The 22,567-nt window shown below is 71.0% G+C and carries 18 protein-coding genes; 9 read left to right on the forward strand and 9 right to left on the reverse strand.

Annotated elements, in window-relative coordinates:
- Positions 1-6: 6 nt before the first annotated feature.
- Positions 7-339 carry a hypothetical protein gene (locus ABGB05_RS11195; RefSeq protein ID WP_347653173.1) on the reverse strand — a complete coding sequence of 111 codons (333 nt, stop codon included), beginning with the start codon at positions 337-339 and terminating at the stop codon, positions 7-9.
- Positions 336-719, reverse strand: a complete 384-nt coding sequence (locus ABGB05_RS11200) for a YbaB/EbfC family nucleoid-associated protein (protein WP_347653174.1) — start codon at positions 717-719, stop codon at positions 336-338. The genes ABGB05_RS11195 and ABGB05_RS11200 overlap by 4 nt, the downstream gene beginning before the upstream one ends.
- 191 nt (positions 720-910) lie before the next feature.
- On the opposite strand from ABGB05_RS11200, the gene ABGB05_RS11205 reads away from it, so the two are divergent.
- Positions 911-1,972 (forward strand): S8 family serine peptidase, encoded by a 1,062-nt coding sequence (locus ABGB05_RS11205; RefSeq protein ID WP_347653175.1) that lies wholly within the window; start codon positions 911-913, stop codon positions 1,970-1,972.
- 4 nt (positions 1,973-1,976) lie between these two features.
- Here ABGB05_RS11205 and ABGB05_RS11210 read toward each other — a convergent pair whose 3' ends face one another.
- The 6 genes from ABGB05_RS11210 to eccD form a co-directional block, all read right to left on the reverse strand.
- Positions 1,977-2,288, reverse strand: a complete 312-nt coding sequence (locus ABGB05_RS11210) for a hypothetical protein (RefSeq protein ID WP_347653176.1) — start codon at positions 2,286-2,288, stop codon at positions 1,977-1,979.
- A complete protein-coding gene (locus ABGB05_RS11215) occupies positions 2,285-2,620 on the reverse strand; it encodes a WXG100 family type VII secretion target (protein WP_347653177.1) in 336 nt (111 codons plus the stop codon). The genes ABGB05_RS11210 and ABGB05_RS11215 overlap by 4 nt, the downstream gene beginning before the upstream one ends.
- 42 nt (positions 2,621-2,662) lie before the next feature.
- Positions 2,663-4,192: a hypothetical protein gene (locus ABGB05_RS11220; RefSeq protein ID WP_347653178.1), complete on the reverse strand. Its 1,530-nt coding sequence runs from the start codon at positions 4,190-4,192 to the stop codon at positions 2,663-2,665.
- Positions 4,193-4,201: 9 nt separating this feature from the next.
- Positions 4,202-4,618 (reverse strand): hypothetical protein, encoded by a 417-nt coding sequence (locus ABGB05_RS11225; RefSeq protein ID WP_347653179.1) that lies wholly within the window; start codon positions 4,616-4,618, stop codon positions 4,202-4,204.
- Between the two features lie 62 nt (positions 4,619-4,680).
- Positions 4,681-6,090 carry a type VII secretion protein EccB gene (gene eccB, locus ABGB05_RS11230; RefSeq protein ID WP_347653180.1) on the reverse strand — a complete coding sequence of 470 codons (1,410 nt, stop codon included), beginning with the start codon at positions 6,088-6,090 and terminating at the stop codon, positions 4,681-4,683.
- A gap of 48 nt (positions 6,091-6,138) precedes the next feature.
- Positions 6,139-7,527, reverse strand: a complete 1,389-nt coding sequence (eccD, locus tag ABGB05_RS11235; RefSeq protein WP_347653181.1) for a type VII secretion integral membrane protein EccD — start codon at positions 7,525-7,527, stop codon at positions 6,139-6,141.
- Positions 7,528-7,568: 41 nt separating this feature from the next.
- Here eccD and eccCa point away from each other — a divergent pair, with 41 nt between their 5' ends.
- The 3 genes from eccCa (at position 7,569) to ABGB05_RS11250 (ending at position 15,442) form a co-directional block, all read left to right on the forward strand.
- Entirely contained in the window at positions 7,569-11,540 is a 3,972-nt protein-coding gene (gene eccCa / locus ABGB05_RS11240) for a type VII secretion protein EccCa (protein WP_347653182.1), read from the forward strand.
- 89 nt (positions 11,541-11,629) lie between these two features.
- Positions 11,630-13,687, forward strand: coding sequence for a hypothetical protein (locus ABGB05_RS11245; RefSeq protein ID WP_347653183.1), 2,058 nt, complete (start codon positions 11,630-11,632; stop codon positions 13,685-13,687).
- An 84-nt stretch (positions 13,688-13,771) separates the two neighbouring features.
- Positions 13,772-15,442 (forward strand): right-handed parallel beta-helix repeat-containing protein, encoded by a 1,671-nt coding sequence (locus ABGB05_RS11250; protein WP_347653184.1) that lies wholly within the window; start codon positions 13,772-13,774, stop codon positions 15,440-15,442.
- A gap of 63 nt (positions 15,443-15,505) precedes the next feature.
- On the opposite strand, the gene ABGB05_RS11255 is transcribed toward ABGB05_RS11250, so the two are convergent.
- Complete coding sequence (locus tag ABGB05_RS11255) at positions 15,506-17,146, reverse strand: glycosyltransferase 87 family protein (RefSeq protein WP_347653185.1); 1,641 nt, start codon at positions 17,144-17,146, stop codon at positions 15,506-15,508.
- Positions 17,147-17,285: 139 nt separating this feature from the next.
- On the opposite strand from ABGB05_RS11255, the gene ABGB05_RS11260 reads away from it, so the two are divergent.
- The 5 genes from ABGB05_RS11260 to ABGB05_RS11280 all read left to right on the forward strand — a co-directional run bounded on the left by ABGB05_RS11260 (position 17,286) and on the right by ABGB05_RS11280 (position 22,521).
- On the forward strand, positions 17,286-18,374 hold the full coding sequence (locus ABGB05_RS11260; RefSeq protein WP_347653186.1) for a hypothetical protein: 1,089 nt from the start codon (positions 17,286-17,288) through the stop codon (positions 18,372-18,374).
- Positions 18,375-18,396: 22 nt separating this feature from the next.
- Positions 18,397-19,638, forward strand: a complete 1,242-nt coding sequence (locus ABGB05_RS11265; protein WP_347653187.1) for a sialidase family protein — start codon at positions 18,397-18,399, stop codon at positions 19,636-19,638.
- 136 nt (positions 19,639-19,774) lie between these two features.
- A complete protein-coding gene (locus ABGB05_RS11270; protein WP_347653188.1) occupies positions 19,775-20,860 on the forward strand; it encodes an exo-alpha-sialidase in 1,086 nt (361 codons plus the stop codon).
- A 2-nt stretch (positions 20,861-20,862) separates the two neighbouring features.
- The gene (locus tag ABGB05_RS11275; RefSeq protein WP_347653189.1) at positions 20,863-21,138 is read left to right on the forward strand and encodes a ubiquitin-like small modifier protein 1; all 276 of its coding nucleotides are present in this window, start codon (positions 20,863-20,865) and stop codon (positions 21,136-21,138) included.
- A 231-nt stretch (positions 21,139-21,369) separates the two neighbouring features.
- Positions 21,370-22,521, forward strand: a complete 1,152-nt coding sequence (locus tag ABGB05_RS11280) for a magnesium and cobalt transport protein CorA (RefSeq protein ID WP_347653190.1) — start codon at positions 21,370-21,372, stop codon at positions 22,519-22,521.
- The last annotated feature ends 46 nt before the right edge of the window (positions 22,522-22,567 follow it).

Genomic DNA, 22,567 nt, shown 5'->3' on the forward strand with positions numbered 1-22,567 from the left:
GGCTGATCAGGAGGAGATGTTGACCCGGGTGATCGCCCGGTCGGCCTCGGCGAAGGGCTTGACCGACAGCGCGTCGGCGTCGAGCACCTCGCGGACCGCGCCGACGGCCTCGTCGCTGCTGCGCCTCAACTCGTCGAAGAACCCGCCCGTCACCTTGATGAAAGTCTCGGTCGACCGCTCGTAGTTCCGCGCCGCGTCGGCGCACACCGGTTCGTCCACGAACGGACTGGCCTTCAACGCCGCGAGTGCGCCCTGGATCTCCTGGTACGCCGCCGCGGTCTGCATCGCCAACGCCTCGGCGGCCGCCTCGGCGCCGGGGTGAACGCTGATCCTGGTCATCCGTCCGCCTCCCCCAACCACGGCATCTGCCGCCGGAACCGTTCCATCGCACCGTTGAGGTCGCCCTCGGCGTACTGCTGGATGGCCTCCTCGGAGGCGAACGGGCGGCAGAGCTCCATCACCTGCCGGCGTGCCTCCTCCCCGGCCACCTCCATGGTGTCGAGGATCGTCGCGGCCAGCCGCGCCGAGTCGGGGTTCCGGTAGATGGCGGCGTCCAGCACCAGGTCGCGCGGCTTGCCGTCGCTGCCGACGGTGACCCGGACCAGACCGTCCCGGGAGACCGCCGTCACCGAGACCTGACGGACCTGCTCCTGCAGCTCGGTCAGCTGCCCGGTCATCTTCTCCAGCCGACTGGCGAGTTCCTCTGCCTGGACCCGCATCGCAGCCACCATCTCGCCGTCGACATGCACGCTCCGAAGGTACGCTGCCGACCGTGAAAGGAAAAGTCGTGTGTGGATCTCACCACCACGGGAGTTGGCTGACGCGCCCACTGGCGCTGCTTCTGGTGGGGATGGCGACGCCGCTGGTGACAGCCGACCCGGCCGCTGCCGCCGCGTGTTACAGCCAACCGGTGCCGGCAGGCCGCGCCACGGGTGCCCACTGGGCGCTGCGCTGGCTCGACACCGACCGGCTGCGACAGGTGAGCACCGGCAGCGGCGTACGGGTGGCGGTGCTCGACTCCGGTGTCGACGCCTCGCATCCGCAGCTGGCCCGGGCGGTGGACCGGGGCTGGGACGTGGTCGCCGACGAGGCCGACGGCCGGACCGACTGCGTCGGACACGGCACGGCCGTGGCCAGTCTGGTCGCCGCCCGGCCGGACGGGGATGCCGCGCTGGTCGGGGTCGCGCCCGCCGCGCGCATCGTGCCGATCCGGGTCAGCGAGGACGGGTCCGGGGCCACCGCGTACCGGGACGTGACCCCGGCGCGGCTCGCGGCCGGGATCCGCCGGGCCATCGCCCTGGACGCCGACGTCATCCAGGTGTCCTTCGCCGTGAACAGCAACAACGCCGCCCTGCGGAAAGCGGTCGCGGACGCGGCCAAGCGCCAGATCGTGGTGGTGGCCGCGGTCGGCGACCGGACGGCGGGACCCACCTACCCGGCCGCCTATCCAGGGGTCGTCGGCGTCGGCGCCGCGGAGTCGTCCGGACACCGGTGGACGGACTCCGGCTCCGGCCCGCACGTGGATCTGGTCGCCCCGGGCGTCGAGCTGGTCGGTGCGGCCCGGATCCGCGGGCACGTCCCCGTCGGCGGTACGGCCGCCGCGGCGGCCATGGTCAGCGGCGCGGCCGCACTCCTGAAGGCCCGCCATCCGAAGTGGACGGCGGCACAGATCGCCGACCGGCTGCTCGCGACCGCCGACGGTACCCCGGGCGGGGCGCGTAACGACGGTTACGGGTACGGCGGGGTGAACCCTTACCGGGCGCTGACCGAGTCCGCCGAGGCTCCCGGGCGCTCCCCCGCACCGCACCCGGTGCCGGCGGCCGCGTTGAATCCCACACAGCGACCGGGTCTGTCCGCCGCCACCCGGAAGGCGCTGCTCTGGGCGGGCGCCATCGGCGCCGGGACGCTGGTCCTGGTTGTCGGGTACGCGGCGGCGACGGCCTTCGCCCGCCGCCGCCGCGCTCGGGCCTGAATCCTCAGGCGAAGTTGCTCTGGACCCGGCTGAGGGCGGTGACGTTGTCCGCCTCGGCCTGGGCCATTCGGCTGCGCGTGGCAGCCAGCGCCATCTGGACGCCAAGGTGCCCGTCGTTGTTCAGGATGCTCTGCGCCTGGTCCACCATCTGGCCGAGACTCTGGAACTTGCTCGACGACTCACCCACGTAGGCGCTGGACGTGAGCTGCTCGATCTCCCCACGCAGCTTGTTCATCAGCCGGTTGAGCTCGTCCACCACGTTCTGGTAAACCCGCTCCGCAGCCTGGACCTCGCCGAACTCGACCACGAGCCTCATGCGCTCAACCCCGCCCTCATGTACGCCAGACCGGCGTCGCTGACCACGCCGCCGGCCTGCTGGTCGTTGACCTGCAGGTTCTGGTTGCTGTTACTGGTCTCGGTGCCCAGCTGCTGGAGGATCTGGGCCATCTTCTGCTGGATCTGCTGACCCTTGCTCGCGGTGTTCTGATACTCGGTGCCCGCCTGACCGACGAGCGCCCCCTCCAGCCGCTGCTGTTGGCGGGCCAGTTCGCCGGCCAACTCGATGATCTGGTTGCCGGTGCTCTTGATCGTCTCGACCATCGCATCGATGGCCCCGTGATCGGCCTGGAGCAGACCGTACTGCTGCATGCCGCCTCCCTCTCTCTCCTCCGACACGTGGCCTGGCACGCGTCACACTGCGGCGCGACGGATCGCCCTACGCCGCTCGTCGACATGGTCACTCGGGTTCGCCGCCTCGCCCGTCCTCGCCGGCACCGGCCGCCGTGCCGGCTCGGCCTGTTCCGGCCGACCGGTCCGGCGATCGCCGATGATGCCGTTGCGCTCCGGTGCCGCCTGCCCGTTTCCGCCCACCACCGACGGGGGAATCGCGGCACGCGCGCTGAGCACCTGTGACCAGCCGCTGGCGGCCATGGCCGGCGAGGCCATCGGGCCGTCGGCGGTCAACGCGCCGGTCGGCACCATCGGGTTCGCGAGCGCCGGCTGCGTCCCGCGGGCGGAGAGCGCGGACGGCGCCGCCTCCCCTGCCGAGGGGGGTACCGCCACCGGGTCGCCGAACCGGCCGGCGAGGGCCGGGCCAGGTTGCCCGGTGGACGGGCCGGCGGGCGGGACCGTCCAGCCAGCATCCGCAGGTCTGCCCGGCGACACGGTGGGTGGCGGTAACGCCCCGATCGGACCGATTCCCCGCCCGAACGAACCGGGTACGCCCACGGGTGCGGCGGGCGCGGTCGGGTCCGTGCCGACCGGCTGTTGCTGGCCCGTTGTCGGGCCGAAGCCGCGTTGCTCGGCCGACCGGTCCCCCGGTACCGGCGCTTCTGTCCCGTACTCACCGAACCGGTTCGGTGGCCCGGCCGGGGTGTCGAACGTGACCATCGAGGCCGTATCGATCGGCTGCTCGACGGACAGTGTCATGGCGTACCGGTCGGACGGTTGGTCCGGCATCGTGGACCAGCTCACCGGTTGACCGCTGCGGCTCAACGGCGCGGTGGTCGGCGGTTCGGACGACGAGGAGCCCTGCCACGGCTTCGCCCTGTCGGGTCCCTGGAACTTGACCGGCACCTTTCCCGCCGAGTTCTCCCTCCAGTTGGCCGCCCGGACGAAGTTCTGGGCGAGCTGCTTCCCCACCGCGATGATGAGCTTCAGGAACGTGTCGTGCACGTCCTGGTAGATTTCCTCGATCTTCGCCTTCAGCTCCTCCTCCGCCGCGTTGTCGAGGGCGGGATTGTCCAGCGAGGTGTCCGGCGGGAAGCCGTAGAAGCCGGCACCAGCGGGTGCCCTGCGCTGGTATGCGGCCTGGAACTGCTCCTCGAGGTCCTGCGCCTGGCTGTGTGCGGCGGAGATGTCGCGAGTCAACTGTTCCAACCGGTCGATCTTGTCCTTGAGGTTCTCGGTCCAGTGGTCCAGGCTGTAGAGCGTCGCACCGGTCAGCCGGAAGAAGTTCTCCGACGCCGGACCTTCGGACCAGGCCGTGTTGAATCCGTGGGCCCGGTCGTCCAACTGGTCCGCGGCCTTTTGGAGCTTCACCTTGACCTGGCCGTACGCCCTGGCGAGCGCAGCGGGTCCCTCCGGCTTCTCCGCGAGGATGACCCCTTTGACGTGGAAGAACGTCGGAAACTTGTCCCACTGCGTGGACTGTGGCGACCCCACGCTGATGGACTGCCCTTTAGGCTTGTCGGTATAGGTGAAGTAGTCGCGGGTCGGCACCGACGCGCCCTAGCGGGGAAGGCCGGTCAGGTCGCCGGCCACCGCGTCGAACAGCTGCTGCGACTCCCGGTCCGCCGCCTGGTAGGTGTCGCCGGTCGCACCGGCCGCGTTGCCCAGTGCGGACAGCCCCAGCCGGGCCTCGGTGACGAACACCGCCATGGCCTGGGTCTGCGCGACGGAGACGCCCCGGAACCAGTTCGCCTCCCGAAGCTCGGTGTCGATTCCGCGCGCGAGCTCCTGGAGGCCCTCGACGTACGCGACGACGTCCTGTTCGAACGCCTCGGACTCGCCGCCCACGCCGCCCAGCGGCCCGGGACCACCGACCAACCAGGTGGCGAACTCGTCGTGGGCGGCGGTGTCGGTCCTGACGGTGTCCTCGGCGGAACCTGCCGCCGAGGGCGAGCCGGGGTCGTTACCGGAGATCATCGCCACCTCCAGGGTGGATGGTCGGCGCCACGGAAATATCGATGCGGACCCGATGCTAACGGTCAGGGTCCGTCCGTCGCCAGAGCCAATACCCCGAGAGCCGGCCCCTGGCTCAGCCGTTCGACAACCGTGCTCGGCTGCGGCACCGCGGGCACGCCCTGATAACCCAGCCGGTTGAGCGCGTCCGAGGAGGCGACCGGGTACCGCCACCCCGTTTCGGTCACCAGGTAGACCGTGCCGTCGGCCGCCGTCGGCGTCGCCATCGCCCGTACCAGCACACCTCGGCCCGGTGCGACCACGACCTCGTCGGCGAGCGGGGTACCGGCCGCAGAGGCGCGGGCGGCCGGAGAGGTTCCGGCGGACGGGTCCCGGGTCGGCACCAGCCCGCCGACGGTGATCTGTCGCCGATCCGTACCGTCCGCGCTCACCGTGCAGGCCACACCGAGGCTGCGGCCGGCCGGCACCATGAAGGGCAGCGGGTCGTCCCCGCCCAGCGGCGACGGTGCCGGTTCCAGTTGGGTGACCCCGGCAAGTTGTACCGGGTTGAGCGTCACCGGGGGCGAGGTGTCGTCGGCGGTGGCGCGGATCAGTGCCTCCTGGAGCTTGGAGATCGGCTGGACACCGGTCGGCCGGGCGACGAAGGTCCGGATCCGGTCCCCGTCCGCGACGGTGAGGATCTGGCCCACCTTCAGCTGGCCGAGACCGGCGACCTTACCTCCCCGCCCGGTGATCTCCAGCTTGCCGAGGGCAGGTCCGGTCGGGACCGTGGCGAGCCACGCCGGGCTGACCGGCAGTGTGTCGACCTGGTTGATCCGCAACGCCTGGCTCACCGTCGGGTGGTCCCGTACCTCGTGTCGGCGTCCGGCGTAGATGACGCTGAGCTGACCGGTCGAGGTGTCGCTGACCGCGAGTGCCTCGTCGGCCCTCAGCTGCGTCGGTGGGCCGCCGGGACCGGCCGAGGGCGTGACGCCCAACAGGACCACCGCCTGCGGCCGGGCGCCCGGGCGCCCGGATGGCCGGACGCAGAGCGCCCACGGGGTGGTCAGCAGGTCCCGGGCGGACGGTAACGCCGACGGGGCACCGGGTATCCCGACGGTCATGCCCCGCGGCCAGGTCAGCGAGGCCCGGGCGACGCGGATCGGCTTCTCCGACACGCCACGCAGCAGCGCGGCGGACGCAAAGTTCTCGACGGGGTACAGCACCCCGTCGCCACAGACGTAGGGGGCACCGCTCTCGGCCTCGATGATGATGCGTTCACAGGTCCGCCACTGCTTGTTGCCGGCGGGTCGGATGAAGCCGTAGATGCCGACCACGGCGACGGCGATCACCAGCATCATCACCGAGACCAGGGTGGCGCCGGCCAACCGCCGGCCGGACCACTCCAGCGGATCCGGCTGATGGGTCACGAACGACGTGACCAGCCGCCGGTGCAGGAACTGCCGGGAGTGGATGAGGTCCCGCCGCGTCAGCATCGCACCGCTCCCCCCGTACCACGCCGCCGGCCTCGGTCGACCGACGGCTCAGCCACTGAGACCCCGCACGTAGCCGAAGAGCCCGGTCACCGCCGCGGCCAGCACGGCGCTGATCGAGATCAGAACGAACTCGGTGATGTCACCGACCCGGCCGAGCTGCGGTGAGGCCTGCCGCACGGCGTAGGTCCGACCGGCCACGAACGCTCCCGCGCCGGCGAACAGTGCCGTCGCCAGCGTGACCGGCACCAGCCGGGCCCGGTCCCCCGTCGAGACGTCCAACCAGGTCAGGATCGCCAGCGCCACGACGCCGAGTCCGGCGGTGGACAGCAGCGGGAGCCGGTGCCGGACCGCGACGAACGCGCGTGTCCGCAGGGCACACACCAGCACCACCGTGGCGGCGAGGAACCAGGCGACGAGGTCGGCCGTACCTGCCAGCACGGCGACGCTACCCAGCAACGTCGCGCAGACCCCCCAGAGCAGGCCAGTCAGCACGCTGTCGCCGCGTCCTACCAGGACGGCGATCTGAACTGGTGCCGGAAACGGCTCGTCGGGGCCCACCTCGGCGGCCGGCCTCGGTACGTTCGGCACCGGCATGCCCGCCTGGTACAGGGCGATCCGGGGTAGCCACGGGGAGGCGAGCAGCAGCACGAGGGCGGTGCCGGCGGCGACGGCCGGGACCGTGGTGACCGTACTCAACATCGTGCCCAGGCCACCGAACAGGCCACACACGGCGGTCGCCAGATGCAGCTCCGAATACGCCCGGAGCGCGATCAGGTTCAGTACCCCGACCAGCAGCAGCGTGGCGCAGCCGACCACCAGCGCGTCCCGACCCACCCGCGGCGCACCGGTCACCAGCAGTACGGACCCGAGTACGGCGTAGCCGTATCCCGCGATCGACATCACCAGCGGAACGTTCTCGTGCTGCGGCATCCGCGCCACGACCACGGCGCCGACCAGGGTGAGGAGTGCGGCACACACCGACGCGACGCCCGCAGCCGTCCACGGTGGACCCGCCGTACCGGCGACCAGGAGCCCCAGTGCCAGCAGCAGGGCGGTCGCGGCGCCTCCAGCGAGCCGGGTGTGTCGGTCGTTCCAGGTCGCACCGGCACGTTTGGCCTCCTGGCCGACCGCCTCGGCCAGGTCGTCGAAGGCGGGCTCGGGCCAGTGCTGGTCCTGCGGCGAGAGCAGCAGGGTCTCGCCGTCGACCACGCCGGACGCCTGCAGCGAGCGCGTCGAGTCGAGCAACCGCCCGTCGACCCTGCGCAACACCCAGCCGTGGTGTGCAATTCCCTCGTCCGCGAGGCCGTTGCCGCCATGCCGCAGGAGCGTCGGTAGCAGGGTCACCAGGGGAAGGTGCCGGGGCACTGAGAGGTCGGCACGTCGCTGCGGACTCAACAGTACGATGCGGGTCAGCCCCAGCCTTGCCGTCTGCGCCATGACGCTCCACAACGATCGGTTTTCCTACGGAGGTTTCGGCCGTGAGCATGGTAGTCCGCAAGCGTCCGGCGCGACGGCCAGCGCCGCCGTATCCCACCGGTGAGATCGTGCTCGAGCCGGCCCCGGAGATTCCGGCGCCGAGTGGACGCGGCTGGGCGCACCTGATGATGCTGCTGCCGATGCTCGCGGGCTCGCTGGCCCTCGCGCTGATGTTCGCCGGTCAGCGCGGCGGTCCGCTGGCCTATGTGACGGGTGCTCTCTTCGGGGTGTCCGCGCTCGGCATGCTGCTGGTCCAACTCTCGATGTACGGCGGCGGCGCGAGCAAGCAGGAGATGCACAACCAGCGCCGGGAGTTCCTGTGGGACCTGGACGCGTGCCGGCGGGCCGTCCGGCGGACGATACGGGACCAGCGCGGCGCCGAGTACTACCGTCATCCCGACCCGGGCGGGCTGTGGGCGCTGACCGACAGCGCCCGGCTCTGGGAGCGTCGCCGTGGTGACCTGGACTACTGCCTGGTCCGGCTGGGGCTGGGCCCGCGCGAGCTGGCGACTCGGCTGGTGGCCGGCCCGGACACGCCCCCCGAGCGGGCCGAGCCGGTCGCCGCGGCGGCCCTGCGACGGTTCCTCGGGACCTACCGCGAGGTCTCCGACCTGCCGGTGGTCCTCGCGCTCAACGGGTTCGGCCGGATCTACGTACGGGGCGACCTTTCCCGGGCCCGCGCGATGGTACGGGCGTTGCTGGCCCAGGCGGCCACCTTCCACGCGCCCGAGGACCTGCTTGTGGCGGTCTGCGTCGGCGGCGGTGCCCGGGCCCGGTGGGAGTGGACGAAGTGGCTCCCGCACACCCAGCACCCGGAGGCGGTCGACGCGCTGGGACCGCTGCGCCTCATCGCGCCCGGGATCGTCGGGCTGGAGGCGATGATGGAACAGCTCCTGGCGCCGCGTCCGCGCTTCGATCCGAGCGCGCCCGACTCGCAGCACGGCGGGCCGCACATCGTCGTCGTGGTCGACGAGGGCGACATCGGTGGCGCCGACTACCTCACCGCGGAGAGCGGCGTGGAAGGGGTCACCGTGGTCGACCTGTCGACCGAGCCACCCCGCAACCTCGACCGGGCGAACCTCGTGTTGGAGATCGGGGACGACGGGCAGCTGACCGCCCGGACCTTCGACGGCACCCGCGACCTGGGAAACGCCGACCAACTCGGCCTGGTCGCGGTGGAGGCGCTGGCGCACCAACTGGCGCCGCTGCGGCTCGCCGCCGCAGGCGGGTCGGAGCGGACGATGAACGCGGAGCACGGCCTGACCGACCTGCTCGACATCGCCGACCCGCGGACCGTCGACGTGGAGGAGCACTGGGCTCCCCGGCCGACCCGCAAGCGGCTGCGGGTGCCGATCGGCGTCGGTCCGGGCGGGGAGCAGATCGAGCTGGACCTGAAGGAGTCCGCGCAGGACGGCATGGGCCCGCACGGCCTGCTCATCGGGGCGACCGGCTCCGGGAAGTCGGAACTGCTCCGTACCCTCGTGCTCGCGCTGGCCGTGACCCACCCGCCGGAGACGCTGAACTTCGTACTCGTCGACTTCAAGGGGGGCGCGACCTTCACCAAGTTGGACCTGCTCCCCCACACCAGCGCGGTCATCACCAACCTGGCCGACGAACTGCCCCTGGTCGACCGGATGACCGACGCGGTCAACGGCGAGCTGGTTCGGCGGCAGGAACTGCTCCGCAAGGCGGGCAACTACCTGTCGCAGCGGGACTACGAGCGGGCCCGGGCGGCCGGTGCGCCGCTGGCACCGCTGCCCAGTCTCTTCGTCGTCTGTGACGAGTTCAGTGAGCTGCTCTCCGCCAAGCCGGACTTCATCGACATGTTCGTGCAGATCGGCCGGCTCGGACGGTCGCTCGGCATTCACCTGCTCTTGGCCAGCCAGCGGCTGGAGGAGGGCCGACTGCGCGGTCTCGACACGCACCTGTCGTACCGGATCGGGCTGCGGACGTTCTCCCCCGGGGAGAGCCGGGCCGTGCTCGGGGTGTCGGACGCCTACGAACTCCCCAGGGCTCCGGGACACGGCTACCTGAAGTTCGGCACCGAGCCCATGATCCGCTTCCGTGCCGCGTACGTCTCGGGGCCCTGGCGCGGCCACGAAGAGATCGGGACCGCCGGACCGGAGCCTGAGGTCTTCGAGTTCCACTCCGGCTACGTGGTGCAGGCCGACCCCCGGGAGACCAGCGTGTCGGCGGGCGAGGAGGACCTCGACGAGGACGTGGAGACGCCGGGGGCACAGTCCCTGCTGGACATCCTGACCGCGCGGCTCGCCGGCAAGGGCGGTCCGGCACACCAGGTCTGGCTCCCCCCGCTGGCCGAGCCGCCGTCGTTGGACGAGCTGACCGGTGCGGCGCAGACGCATCCGCAGCGCGGCCTCGGGGTGGCGGACGAACAACTCGCCGGACAGTTGCTGGTGCCGGTGGCGGTCGTCGACAAACCCTTCGAGCAGCGCCGGGACACTCTGACGCTGGACCTGTCCGGCGCCAGCGGGCACGTGGCGATCGTCGGGGCGCCGCAGTCCGGCAAGAGCACCCTGCTGCGTACGCTCATCTGTTCCCTGGCCCTCACCCACACGCCACGCGAGGTGCAGCTGTACTGCCTGGACTTCAGTGGCGGCAGCCTGGCCTCGCTCCAGGGGCTGCCGCACCTCGGCGGGGTCGCGCCGCGACGCGACGTCAACCGGGTACGCCGTACCGTCGCCGAGGTGGTCGAGGTGCTCAACCACCGCGAACAGCTCTTCGTCGAGCGCGGCATCGACTCGATGGCGACGTTCCGCCGCCTGCGCCGGGCGGGCGAGCTGGCCGAGGAGCGCCACGGCGACGTGTTCCTGGTCGTCGACAACTGGCAGACCCTGCGCACCGAGTTCGAGGATCTCGAGGAACGGGTCGGCGACCTCGCCAACCGCGGCCTGTCGTACGGGATCCACATCGTTGCGAGCAGCTCCCGGTGGTTCGACCTGCGTGGCTCGATCCGGGAGCTGTTCGGCACCAAGCTGGAGCTGCGGCTCGGTGACCCCTCGGACTCGTACATCGACCGGCGGTCGGCGGCGAACGTACCGGAGCAGAGCCCGGGTCGGGGCATCACCCCGGACGGCCACCAGAGCCTGGCAGCGTTGCCCCGGATCGACGGCCGACACGACGCCGCCGACCTCGCCGACGGCACCCGGGCGCTGGTCCAGGCCGTACGGGAGGCGTGGCGGGGGCCGACGGCACCGCCGGTCCGGCTGCTTCCGCAACGGGTGGAATACCAGGAGCTGCTCGTGGGCAGCCCGGACCAGCCCGGAATCCCGATCGGGATCGCCGAGCACGACCTGCAGCCGGTGCGGCTCGATCTCACCGCCGGCGACCCGCACCTGATCCTGCTCGGGGACAACGAGTGCGGCAAGTCCACCTTCCTGCGCGTCTTCGCCCGCGGCATCGTCGACCGGTACGGCTCGAAGGACGCGAAGATCATCGCCATCGACTACCGGCGCGCGCTGCTCGGCGCGGTCCCGGACACCCACCTGCTCGGCTACGGCACCTCGGGCGAGGTCAGCGCCCGCATGATCCAGGACGCCGCGACGGTGATGCAGGAGCGGTTGCCCGGGCCGGACGTCACCGCCGAGCAGTTGCGGGAGCGCAGTTGGTGGAAGGGGCCGGAACTGTTCGTGCTCGTCGACGACTACGACCTCGTCGCCACGGACCGCAATCCGCTGGCCCCGCTCCACGACCTGCTCGCACAGTCCCGGGAGATCGGCCTCCACCTCGTCGTCGCCCGCCGGGCCGGCGGCGCCAGCCGGGCCTTCTATGACCCGATCCTCAAGCGCCTCCGTGAGCTGGCCAGTCCGGGGATCATGATGTCGGGCGACCGCGAGGAGGGTGTCCTGATCGGCAGCGTACGTCCCGGGCCGCTGCCGGCCGGTCGGGGTTGGCTGGTGACCCGGAAGGAGGGCACCCGGCTCATCCAGTGTGGCTGGCTGGAGCCCGTCGCCTGAACCGGGGTCGTCTGATCGCGACGAAAGCCTGTCTCCAATGGCCGTCCGGCGCTAGTCTCAGCATCGATCTGGGGGCGAGGGGGTTTCGCATGCCGTACCGAATCACGGTCGAGGACACCAACGCGCTGAGTGAGTTCAGCCGACGGGTCAGGTCCGGCGACGTGACGGGACTGGACACCGATGCCGGTCCGAACAGGCTGCTCGAACCGGCCCAGATCCTGCAGAACGTGCCGGTGCCGGACGGCGGCGTCAAGTTCCTGGAGGCACGCTACTTCGCCGCCAACGCGGTCGCGCAGAGCACGGCGCTGGGCTCCTACGCCCGGGATGTCGTCACCGGCGTCAACGACATGGCACTGTTCACGCTCGGGGCGCACTACCGGTACACCACGGCCGACCTGGAGAGCGCCGACGAGCTCCGCAAGGTCGAGGAGCGGCTCCGAAAGGTGGAACTGGCGGGCCCGAAGGACCTGCACCAGCCCCGCGCGCCGTACGCCGACCGGGGCTGGGACGAGGTGGAGAAGCTCCGCGAAGCGCACCGCGCGGGTATGGCCGCCGCCATTACCCAGGCGAACGACTACTACGCCGGCTCGGAGACAGCGACCGGGGACCGCGGCACGACGGACTGGTGGGCGGGCCTGAATTCAGACGATCCACTCACCTCTGGGGAGGTCTACAAGCGGGTCTTCAGGACGGTCATCAACGAACCGGGCGGCGTGATCACCAGCCTGGCCAACGGGTGGGGGAACGTGGCCACCCGGCTCGGCAAAGTCGCGTCCCAGGTCCGCAAGGAGGCCGACGACCTCAAGGGCGGCTGGGACGGCCCTTCCGCCGGAATGTTCATCCAGCGGACGAACGAGTCGGTCTCCTCGATGACCGAGTGGGCTCGGGTCACCGAGTGGCGCGCCGACTGGATGCGCTACATCCAGGCCGAGCTCGCCGAGGTGCAGGACGAACTGGAGAGCAGAGTTCTGGACTACCAGCGGTACAAGGCGCAACAGGTGGAGGCGCAGCACGGCTTGACCGTTGAATACGGGGTGTGGATGCCCGTCCTCCTCGAGGCCCTCAACCTCCTGCGGGGACTCGACATCTGGGCGGCCGTGCGGGCCAGTGGGCTGGGTCAGGCCTTTCTCAGTGGTGGCGCCTGGGTGTCGTTGCCGAGGTATCCGGCGCTGCCGGAGCAGCAGGGGCCGCCGCCGGGTTACCAGGCGGACGGCCGGCGGGGGACCCCGGGCGGACCGGGTGGACCGGGAGTGCCCGGCGGCGGTGCCCCGAAAGTGCCCGGTGGTGGCGCGCCGGCGGTACCCACCGGCCACCAGGCCGCGCTGCGGAAACAACAGGAGGATCTGCGGAAGCAGGCCCAGCGACTGCGCGACGAGCAGGAGCGTCGACAGAAGGAGTACAACGACGCCGTACGCAAGCTCAACGAGGACGCGAAGAAGCAGCAGGATGCGCTGAACCAGCAGCAACAGGACCTCCAACAGCAGCAGAAGCAGCAGCAGGAGCAGTTGGGAGGGCAGCCGCCGGTGGGTCAGCAGCCGGAGATGCCCGGACAGCAGGACCTGGCGGACATGCGCCGGCAGCTCGACGACCTTCTCGGACAGCAGCCGCAGCCCGGCGACGTCGGCGCACCCCCGGCCTTCGTCCCCCCTCCGCTGCCCGACGGGATCGGGGACGGTCTGGGCAGCGTCGGAGCCGGCGTCCCGGGCCTCGGGTCCATCGGTGCCGGCCTCGCCGGGTCGGGGATCGGTGGCGCTCGGTCAGTCAACCCGACCGGCATCCCCACCTCCGGTGCGGTGGACCTGATGGGTCGGACCGGCGGGACGGCCGCGACGACCGGCGTCGGCGGCACAGCTCTCAGCGGTCGGGCCACCCCCGGTCCAGCCGGCGCCCCTTTCCTGCCGCCCATGCACCCGCCGATGGCCGGCGCTGGTGGCGGGTCACCGGCGCTGGGTGGCCGACGCAACCGGCCCGTCCTGCCGGGCGAGGCGCCGCACCAGCCGGCGGCGAAGCCACGCGTCGTCGATCCCGAGGGCGACGGTACGACCGCGGCCCGGCGATACCGCGACGGTGACCGTCGGGCGGTGGTGACCGATCCGGTCCGGACTCCGGAGGTGGACGCCGGGCAGGCACTGGGCCGACTGGCCTGACGCCGCGTCCGGTCTCGACCGGTTTCCGTCCTGCTAGAGTCCCTTCAGGAACTTCGTCGCTTTCCCAATCCCCCCTGCGGAGCCATGACACACAACGTTCAGGTCTCGGCTGCCTTGCCCGGGGCGTACCCCACCATCAACGACGCGGTCCAGCAGGCCCCCGACGGATCCGCGATCACGGTTGCGCCCGGCGAGTATCACGAGAACCTGACCCTCAGCGGTCGTCGGCTGAGCATCGTCGCGAGCGGCGGGGCGGGCACGGTGACGGTGGTGGCCCGGAATCCGGCAGCGCCGGTGTTCGACTGCCGGCAGTCCACTGTCGAGTTAGCTGATTTGGTTCTACAGGGGGCGGACGCACCGACCGTGAGTGCCGCTGGCGGCTCCACCACGATGCGCGACTGTGTCGTCGTCGCCGGCCCAGCCGCAGCCGTACGGGTGAGCTCCCGCGGCCGGTTCGAACTGACCCGGTGCAAGGTGTCACAGGCCCACGTCGGTCTCTACCTCGACAACTGCGAAGGCACCGTCACCGACTGCCAGATCACCAACGTGGTGGAGGACGGGGTCATCATCCGCTCCGCCGACCCGGTGTTGCGTAATTGCACCATCACCGACTGCGGCTACCGGGGCATCTACGTATACGAGTATTCGCGCCCCACGGTGGAGAACTGCGAGGTGGCCCGGGTCGGTGAGGTAGGCATCGCGGTTGCCCAGCAGAGTGCGCCGGTCCTGCGCGGTTGCTGGGTGCACGACGCCGGCGGGGTCGGCATCAGCCTGGGCGTCGACTGCGGCGGTGAGCTGGTCGACTGCCGGACCGAGTCGACCGCCGCCCCCGGTGTCCTGGTACCGCCCGGTTCCCGTGCCGAGGTCACCACCAGCGACCGCCGCCGCCGGGCCCAGATCGGGGCCAGCGAGCGCGCCGGGGCGGCCGACGACGGCAAGGTGGACCGGCTGCTCACCGAACTCGACGGACTGATCGGGCTGCCCGGGGTGAAACGCGAGGTCCGGGCGATCGTCGACGAGATCCAGGTGAACGAGTGGCGTCGCAGCGGCGGCCTCACCGTCGCCCCCACCACCAACCACTTGATCTTCGCTGGTGCCCCGGGCACCGGCAAGACCACCGTGGCCAGGCTGTTCGGCCAACTCCTCTCCGCGCTGGGCGTGCTGCCACAGGGTGCGGTCAAGGAGGTGGCCCGCCGGGACCTGGTCGGGCAGTACCTCGGCCACACCGCCGAGAAGACCACCGCCGCGTTCGAGTCGGCGCTCGGCGGGGTGTTCTTCATCGACGAGGCGTACACGCTGTCCCGGTCCTTCGGCTCCTCCGCCGACTTCGGGCAGGAGGCCATCGACACCCTGGTGAAGCTAATGGAGGACCACCGGCACGAGGTGGCGGTCATCGTCGCCGGGTACACCGACGAGATGCGCCAGTTCCTCGACGCCAACCCAGGGCTCGCGTCCCGGTTCAACAAGACAATCGAGTTCGAGAACTACACCAGCGAGGAGCTCGCCCAGATCTTCACCTCGATGGCCGAGTCCAACGAGTACGCGATCACCGAGCCGGTCCGGGACGGCCTGGTTCGGTACTTCGGCGAACGCATGGGCGACCGCAACTTCGGCAACGGCCGCGAGGCGCGCAAGCTCTTCGAGGGCATGCGCAAGACACAGGCGCAGCGCCTGCGCCAACTCCGTCGGATGCCCACCGCCGAGGAGCTCCAGCTGTTGTTGCCGGAGGATCTCGACGAGGCGACGAGCGTCTAGGGCACGCCCGGGCCAGACCGGCCGGCCGGACGAGGTCCGGCTCGGCATCCGCTCCGCCACCGGCTACCCGCCCTGGAGTTCGGAACCGTAGGTGGCGATCGGCCGGCCGTCGACACCGTACGCGGTCAACTGCCCGTGTGCCAGGCTCGCCGACCGGAATGAGAAGAGCCACTGCCCCGGATAGACCGGCAGCAGGGGGATGTCCCGGGCGGCGCCGCCCGGCGCGGACCGGTACTCCAGCCGGTGGATGGTCGCGTCGACGACACCGCTGATCCGTACCTTGGTCGGTTCGGTCGCGCGTCCGAACCGGATCGGCGCGCCGGCACCGAACTCGGCGCACTGGGTGCGGCTCCGGCAGACGAAGAAGTATCGCGGGTTCGGCACGTCGGTCAGGGCGTACGCCTTGAAGGTCGGGTCGGCGCCGGCCGGCAGCGGCTGTACGGCGAAGAAGGCGATCGCGACGGTCGCGGCGGTGCCGACCCGGAGCCAGCCCCGGGCGGCGGAGGTACGTCTGCCGGCGACCACCGCGGCGACGGTGAGCCCGCCGAAGCCGGTCACACAGACGGTGATGACCGCGAACGAGCGGGAGTTCTCGAAGAGGAACTGCATGCCCGGGGTCAGCGCCACGTCGCCGAGCAGCACGCCGAGGGAGAACACCAGCACGGTCAGCAGCATCATCCCGGCCACCCGGCGCGCGATGCCGTACGCGCCGATCAGGAGCATCGCGGCCAGCACCGGCCAGATCTGGTGGTGGGTCCAGGAGACCGGTGAGGCCGCGACGGTCGCGCAGCCGACGAGTACGGCGGCGTGGGTACCGTGCCCGGCGAACTGCAGTTGTCGGGCCCGTAGCAGCGCCAGTCCGCAGATCACCAGCACCAGGGCGGCCCAGAGCAGGGGGAGGGTCCCGCCGTCGACACCGGCCCGGAGCAGCATGCCGTGCACGGACTGGTTGCCGAGCGAGGCGAGGTTGCCGACCCGGTCGGTGTTCAGCACGGTGCCGGCCCAGAAGGTCCAACTGTCGGCGGGCAGGACAACCGCGCCGAGCGCGGCACAGGCCAGAAAGGTCACACCGGCGCGTACGGCGTCCCGGTACCGACGGGAGAACAGGAAGAAGACCAGGAACAGCAGTGGGGTGAGTTTGATCGCGGCGGCGAGCCCGACCAGGACACCCCGGTACCGGGCCGGGGTGAGTCCCACCCCGTCGACCAGGGCCAGCAGCACGACGAAGACGCTCACCTGCCCGAACCGCAGGTTGCTCTGCGCCGGCGCGGAGACCATCAGCGCGCAGGCGATGGCGGGGACGATCACGGCACGCCGGTCCGGTCGGCCGAGGGCACGACCGGTCACCATCGCGATGGCGGCGACCGCCGCGCAGGTCAGGGCCAGCCAGACCAGCTGTACGACACGCTCGGGCACCGGTCCGATGGGACCGAGGAGCAGCGCGGCGAACGGCGGATAGGTGAACGGGCCGCCGTTCGGGGCGGCGTAGTCGTACAGCGGATGTCCGGCCTGGAGGTGTCGTACGGCCCCTCGGTAGATGTGCAGATCTGACAGCCGCTCCCAGCCCGGTCGGCGCAGCACGAGCACCGACGAGACGACCGCCGTCCCGGCGAAGAGTGCCCAGAGCGCCGGACCGGGCCAGGACCGGGCCGTTCCCCGGTCTGACGGCGGCCTCGACGGTGGCCGCGCCGTCCGGTGTGTCATGACGCGAGTCTAGAGTCCCGGCGCCCCTCCGGTTCGCCTCGCACTCTTGCGGATCCTTCGGAGGATGTGGCAGTTTCTTTCTCACTCAGTTCGGTAAATGCAAGTAATTGACTATCGGAGGCGACCGATGGCAGCGGCGATGTCGCGACGGAACCTGTTGGCCACCGGTGGCGGAGTGACGCTCGGCGCCGTTGTCAGCGCTGCCGCCCCGGCCGCCGCCGCCCCCGGATCGTCGGCGCCGCGGGCAGTCTCGGCGGAGCGGGGAATATCCGCGGCACGGGAAGGCTACGCGGCGGCGGCGCTGCCGGACTCACCCAGGTTCGACCTCACCGACGGCTCGGATCCGCTCTTCCGGGAGAAGCCGCTGCGCAACGGGACGGTGCTGCAGTCGTTCGGGTTCGACAACATCAACCGGCGGATCTACGTCGCACAGGTGCTCCAGGGCGGCTTGCAGCTCGCCGAGCCGGCGCCGGTCAGCGGCGCGGCCCGCAACGCGGCCGGCGACCTCTGCGTGACCCAGCTCGACTTCGCCGGTAACCAACTCGGTCAGATGTACCTGCTCGGCTTCGGACACGGCGTGTCGATCGGTGCCGAGCCGGTCGGCTCGGGCACGTACCTCTGGACCGAGGTGGACGCCGCACCGGCCGGCGAGAGCGCCCGGGGCACCCGGCTGGCCCGGTTCCCGTTTGTCAACCGTGCCGTGCTGACGAACTCCTCACCGATGGAGAAGCACAGTCCGATCGCCGGGGCCACCAACACCACCGCCTCGGTCGACGCCGTGCACAACCGACTGATCATGCGTTACTCGCTCGGTGGACGGATGCGGATCTCCGCCTTCGACCTGACCGCGGTCAAGGCCGGGACGTACACCCCGTTGGCGACCGTCGACGAGCCGGCCGTGGTCGCCGCCGAACGACCGTTCCAGGGCTACACCAGCTTCGGCCGCTACCTCTATCTGCTGGAGGGCAGCGCGTACGGCACGTACGACTCGGTCGAGGCCGAGCACGGCAACATGCACATCACCACCGTCGACCTGAACACCGGCGCGGTGGTACAGCGGGCGTGGTCGCAGGCGGGCTACTCACTGTCGTTCCGGGAGCCGGAGGGGATGGCGGTGCAGCTCACCAACGCCGCCGACCCGGCCACCGCACGGCTCTGTTTCGGCTTCGCCTCCCGGGACGCGCCGAACCGACTGGCCAGCATCTACTACAAGGACCTGCTGGTCTGACGACGATCGGGAAGGAGACCCGGTGCGAAGCTGGCGGAACAGTACGGCGGTGATGCTGGTCGGTTGCCTGGTGGTCGGCGTGGCGGTGGCGGGCGGCCCCGCCGTCGCGGCGCCGGCCAGCCACAGCGAGCGGCTGCTCTTCGACGGCGGCGGCGGCGAATCGCTCAACGGCATCACGTACCACTCGTTCCGGATTCCGTCCCTGGTGCGGACCAGGTCCGACACCCTGCTCGCGTTCGCCGAGGGCCGGGCCGCGGACAACCGGGACTGGGGCAACATCAACCTGGTCTACAAGCGTTCGACGGACAACGGCGCCACCTGGTCCGCCCTGCGTGAGGTGGTCGGCGCCGGGCAGGGGACCTGGGGAAACCCGACCGCGGTCGTCGACCGGGACACCGGCACCGTCTGGATGTTCATGTCCTGGAACCCGGCCGGTTACAGCCAGAACGGCGACGCCGGCACCACCCGGATCACCGCCTGGGAGCACCGCAAGGTGTACGTCTCCCGCAGCACCGACGACGGACTGAGCTGGACCGACCCGGTGGACATGAGCGCGTCGCTCAAGCCGAGAACGTTCGGCAACGGCACGACCTGGGCCTGGGACGCGATGGGTCCCGGAGTCGGCGTCCAGACCTCGACCGGCCGGCTGGTGATCCCGGCGCTGCACCGCAACATCTACAGCGACGACCACGGCACGACCTGGAAGGTGCAGCGACTGACCAGCGCCGGCGGCGGCTACCAGGAGGGTACGAGCGAGGGCACCGTACTGGAACTCCGGGACGGACGACTCATGCGCAACGACCGGGCCGTGGGCTCGGTCTGGGAGACCGCGAAGCGCCGATGGGTGGCCCGTGGGACCGTCGAGGGCGGCTTCGACACCTTCGCCCCCGATCCGACCCTGCTGGACCCCCGCGCCCAGGGTTCCATCCTGCGGTACAACACCGACTCGCCGACCCGGATCGTCTTCCTGAACTCGGCCAGTACCGAGACCCGGACGAAGATGACCGTACGGATCAGTTACGACGAGGGGCGGAGCTGGCCGGTGTACCGCCGGTTGAGCGACGCGCCGCTGCCCGCCTGGTCCGGACTGGGCGGCGGCAACGTGGCCGAGGGAGGTTACTCGAGCCTGGCCAAGACGGCGGACTACCACGTCGGGGCGTTGGTCGAGGTCAACGAGAACACCAGTGCCAGCGACACCTCACGCCGTTCGATCGTGTTCCGCAAGTTCAACCTGCCGTGGATGCTCAACGGCACACCGGAGTGACCCCGGCCCCGGATGGCCGGTGACAGTCGAACCGCGCCCCCGACCCGCCGGGCTCCGGGCTCGGCGGGTCATTTCTGTCGGTGACGGTCGCCATACTGGCCGGCGACCACCTTCCGTGACGGAAAGGAAACCGATCATGACAGTCCTGCTCGCGATCGGCACCGGCAAGGGTCTCTTCCTCGCCACCAGCGAGGACGGCCGGGCCAGTTGGCAGGTGAGTGGCCCACACTTCCCGATGACCGGGGTCTACTCGGTCGCCATCGACACCCGCCGGTCCACTCCCCGGCTGCTCGCCGGAGTCACCAGTTCCCACTTCGGCCCGAGCGTCGCCACCAGTGACGACCTCGGCGCGACCTGGCAGGAGCCCGCCGAGGCACCGCTGGCGTTTCCCGCCGACGCCGGGGTCAGCCTGGAACGGGTGTGGCAGCTCGCCCCCGGCCCGGCCGACGAGCCGGACGTGGTCTACGCGGGCACCCAGCCGTCCGCGCTCTTCCGGTCGGTCGACCGCGGCGTCCACTACGAGCTGGTCCGCCCGCTGTGGGACCACCCGCACCGCAAACAGTGGGAGGCGGGCTTCGGCGGCCAGGCGATCCACACCGTGCTGCCGCATCCGACCGACCCGGCCCGGATCCTCGTCGCCATGTCGACGGGCGGGGTCTACGCGACGGACGACGCCGGTGCGACCTGGCACCCCCAGAACACCGGCATCCGGGCGTACTTCCTGCCCGACGAGTGGCCGGAGTTCGGCCAGTGCGTGCACAAGGTGGCCCGGGACGCCGCGAATCCCGAACAGATGTACGCGCAGAACCACCACGGCGTCTACCGCTCCGGGGACGGGGGCGTCACCTGGGAGTCGATCGCCGACGGGCTGCCGAGCGACTTCGGCTTCCCGATGGTGGCCCATCCGCGCCGGGGCGGCACGATCTTCACCTTTCCCCTGACGGCGGACGGTGAGCGCTTCCCGGTCGACCGGCGGTGCCGGGTCTTCCGCTCCACCGACGCCGGCCAGACCTGGGAGTCGGCCTCGCGGGGGCTGCCGACCGGGCCCTTCCACCCCGCCGTGCTCCGGGACGCGATGTGCGTGGACGACGGCACCCCGGCCGGGGTCTATTTCGGCACCCGCTCCGGAGAGGTCTACGCCAGCCCGGACGAGGGGGACTCCTGGTCGTTGGTCGCCGCCCACCTGCCCGACGTGCTCTGCGTCCGGGCCGCGCAGGTGTAGCGATGGTGACCGTACTCGTGCCGGCCGCGCTGCGTGGTGAGGTCGCCGGCGAGAGCCAGTTGACGATCACCGCCGCCGGCACGCTCCGCGCCGTCCTCGACGAGATGGCGGAGCACTGGCCGCGTCTGACCCGACGGCTCCGCGACGAGCAGGGCGCGCTGCGCCGGTACGTCAACGTGTACGTCGACGGTGAGGACTGCCGACACGTCGGTGGCCTCGACGCGCCGGTCGGCGAGAACGCCGAGGTCCAGGTGATCCCCTCGGTGGCCGGCGGCTGACCGGCCCCGGCGTTGTCCGTGACTCGGGGTGCGAACGGTCGTTGACCGGCCTAACGTGAAGGAGGTGGTCACCTACCCGGTGCCGGCCGGCCGGATTCCGTTTCCGTGCTCGGCACCGGGTGGAGGTGAGGTGGGCTGGCGGCCCGGTACGGCCGTCGGCCGACCGTGTTGGACCAGCCCTTCCAGGGATCGCCGCACACGTCGACCGGCGTCTCGTTGTGGAGGCTTTGCATGTCCGACTGGCGTTCGCGGGCCCTCCGTCCGGCGAAGCGCGCCCTGCGCCGCTCCCAGGACCGGTACCCGCAGTCGCCACCGGAACTCTCGATGGACCCCCGGGGAGCCGAGCAGGCCCCGCCGGCCGAGGAGAGCGTCGTCACCTCGGCGCTCTACCGGGACGGGCAGCGGATCGACGGGCCGGCCAGTCTGTCGGAGACCTGCCGCCGGCTGCGGGAACAGCCGGGCACGATGGCCTGGATCGGGCTGTACCGGCCGACCGAGCGCCAACTGCTCGCCGTCGCGGAGGAGTTCGGCCTGCACGAGCTCGCGGTCGAGGACGCCATCGTCGCGCACCAGCGCCCGAAGCTGGAGCGGTACGGCGACACCCTCTTCGTGGTGCTCCGGGCCGCCCGGTACCTCGACGAGGCCGAGGAGGTCGACTTCGGCGAGGTGCACGTCTTCGTCGGCGCCAACTTCGTGCTGACCGTACGGCACGGGCAGGCTCCCGACCTGACCGCGGTCCGCCGCCGGATGGAGAACGACCCCGACCTGCTCCGACGTGGCCCGGAGGCGGTGCTGTACGCGATCCTGGACAGCGTCGTCGACGGCTACGCCCCGGTGGTCGGCGGGCTGCAGAACGACATCGACGAGATCGAGACGGAGGTGTTCGGCGGCGACCCCCGGGTGACCCGGCGGATCTACGAGCTGTCCCGGGAGGTCATCGAGTTCCAGCGGGCGACCCGTCCGCTGCTCGACATCCTGCGCGGGCTGGAGGCGGGGTTCGAGAAGTACGCGACCGACGAGGAGCTGCGTCGTTATCTCGCCGACGTGGCCGACCACGCCACCACCGCCTCGGAGCGGGTGTACGAGTTCCGGCAGATCCTGGCCGACATCCTGACCCTCAACGCCACGCTGGTCTCGCAGGCGCAGAACGAGGAGGTCAAGAACCTCACCCAGGCGAGCTACGCGCAGAACGAGGAGATCAAACGGATCTCCTCGTGGGCGGCGATCCTGTTCGCCCCGACCCTGATCGGCACCGTGTACGGGATGAACTTCGACCACATCCCCGAACTGCACTGGGTCTTCGGCTACCCGTACGCGCTGTTCCTGATGCTGGTGGTCTGCACCACGCTCTATCTGATCTTCAAACGCCGCAACTGGCTCTGACCGTCGACCAAACCGCCGCCCCCCGGACCGCCGCCGCCCGTGCCGG

The sequence above is a fragment of the Plantactinospora sp. B5E13 genome, assembly GCF_039871775.1.
Classification (GTDB): Bacteria; Actinomycetota; Actinomycetes; order Mycobacteriales; family Micromonosporaceae; genus Plantactinospora.

Bases quoted from the DNA above. Each gene is read 5' to 3' on its own strand.
- ABGB05_RS11195 (WP_347653173.1), bottom strand. From the start codon at position 339: ATGACCAGGATCAGCGTTCACCCCGGCGCCGAGGCGGCCGCCGAGGCG.
- ABGB05_RS11200 (WP_347653174.1), bottom strand. From the start codon at position 719: ATGCGGGTCCAGGCAGAGGAACTCGCCAGTCGGCTGGAGAAGATGACC.
- ABGB05_RS11210 (WP_347653176.1), bottom strand. From the start codon at position 2,288: ATGAGGCTCGTGGTCGAGTTCGGCGAGGTCCAGGCTGCGGAGCGGGTT.
- ABGB05_RS11215 (WP_347653177.1), bottom strand. From the start codon at position 2,620: ATGCAGCAGTACGGTCTGCTCCAGGCCGATCACGGGGCCATCGATGCG.
- ABGB05_RS11225 (WP_347653179.1), bottom strand. From the start codon at position 4,618: ATGATCTCCGGTAACGACCCCGGCTCGCCCTCGGCGGCAGGTTCCGCC.
- eccB (WP_347653180.1), bottom strand. From the start codon at position 6,090: ATGCTGACGCGGCGGGACCTCATCCACTCCCGGCAGTTCCTGCACCGG.
- eccD (WP_347653181.1), bottom strand. From the start codon at position 7,527: ATGGCGCAGACGGCAAGGCTGGGGCTGACCCGCATCGTACTGTTGAGT.
- ABGB05_RS11245 (WP_347653183.1), top strand. From the start codon at position 11,630: ATGCCGTACCGAATCACGGTCGAGGACACCAACGCGCTGAGTGAGTTC.
- ABGB05_RS11250 (WP_347653184.1), top strand. From the start codon at position 13,772: ATGACACACAACGTTCAGGTCTCGGCTGCCTTGCCCGGGGCGTACCCC.
- ABGB05_RS11255 (WP_347653185.1), bottom strand. From the start codon at position 17,146: ATGACACACCGGACGGCGCGGCCACCGTCGAGGCCGCCGTCAGACCGG.
- ABGB05_RS11260 (WP_347653186.1), top strand. From the start codon at position 17,286: ATGTCGCGACGGAACCTGTTGGCCACCGGTGGCGGAGTGACGCTCGGC.
- ABGB05_RS11270 (WP_347653188.1), top strand. From the start codon at position 19,775: ATGACAGTCCTGCTCGCGATCGGCACCGGCAAGGGTCTCTTCCTCGCC.
- ABGB05_RS11275 (WP_347653189.1), top strand. From the start codon at position 20,863: ATGGTGACCGTACTCGTGCCGGCCGCGCTGCGTGGTGAGGTCGCCGGC.
- ABGB05_RS11280 (WP_347653190.1), top strand. From the start codon at position 21,370: ATGTCCGACTGGCGTTCGCGGGCCCTCCGTCCGGCGAAGCGCGCCCTG.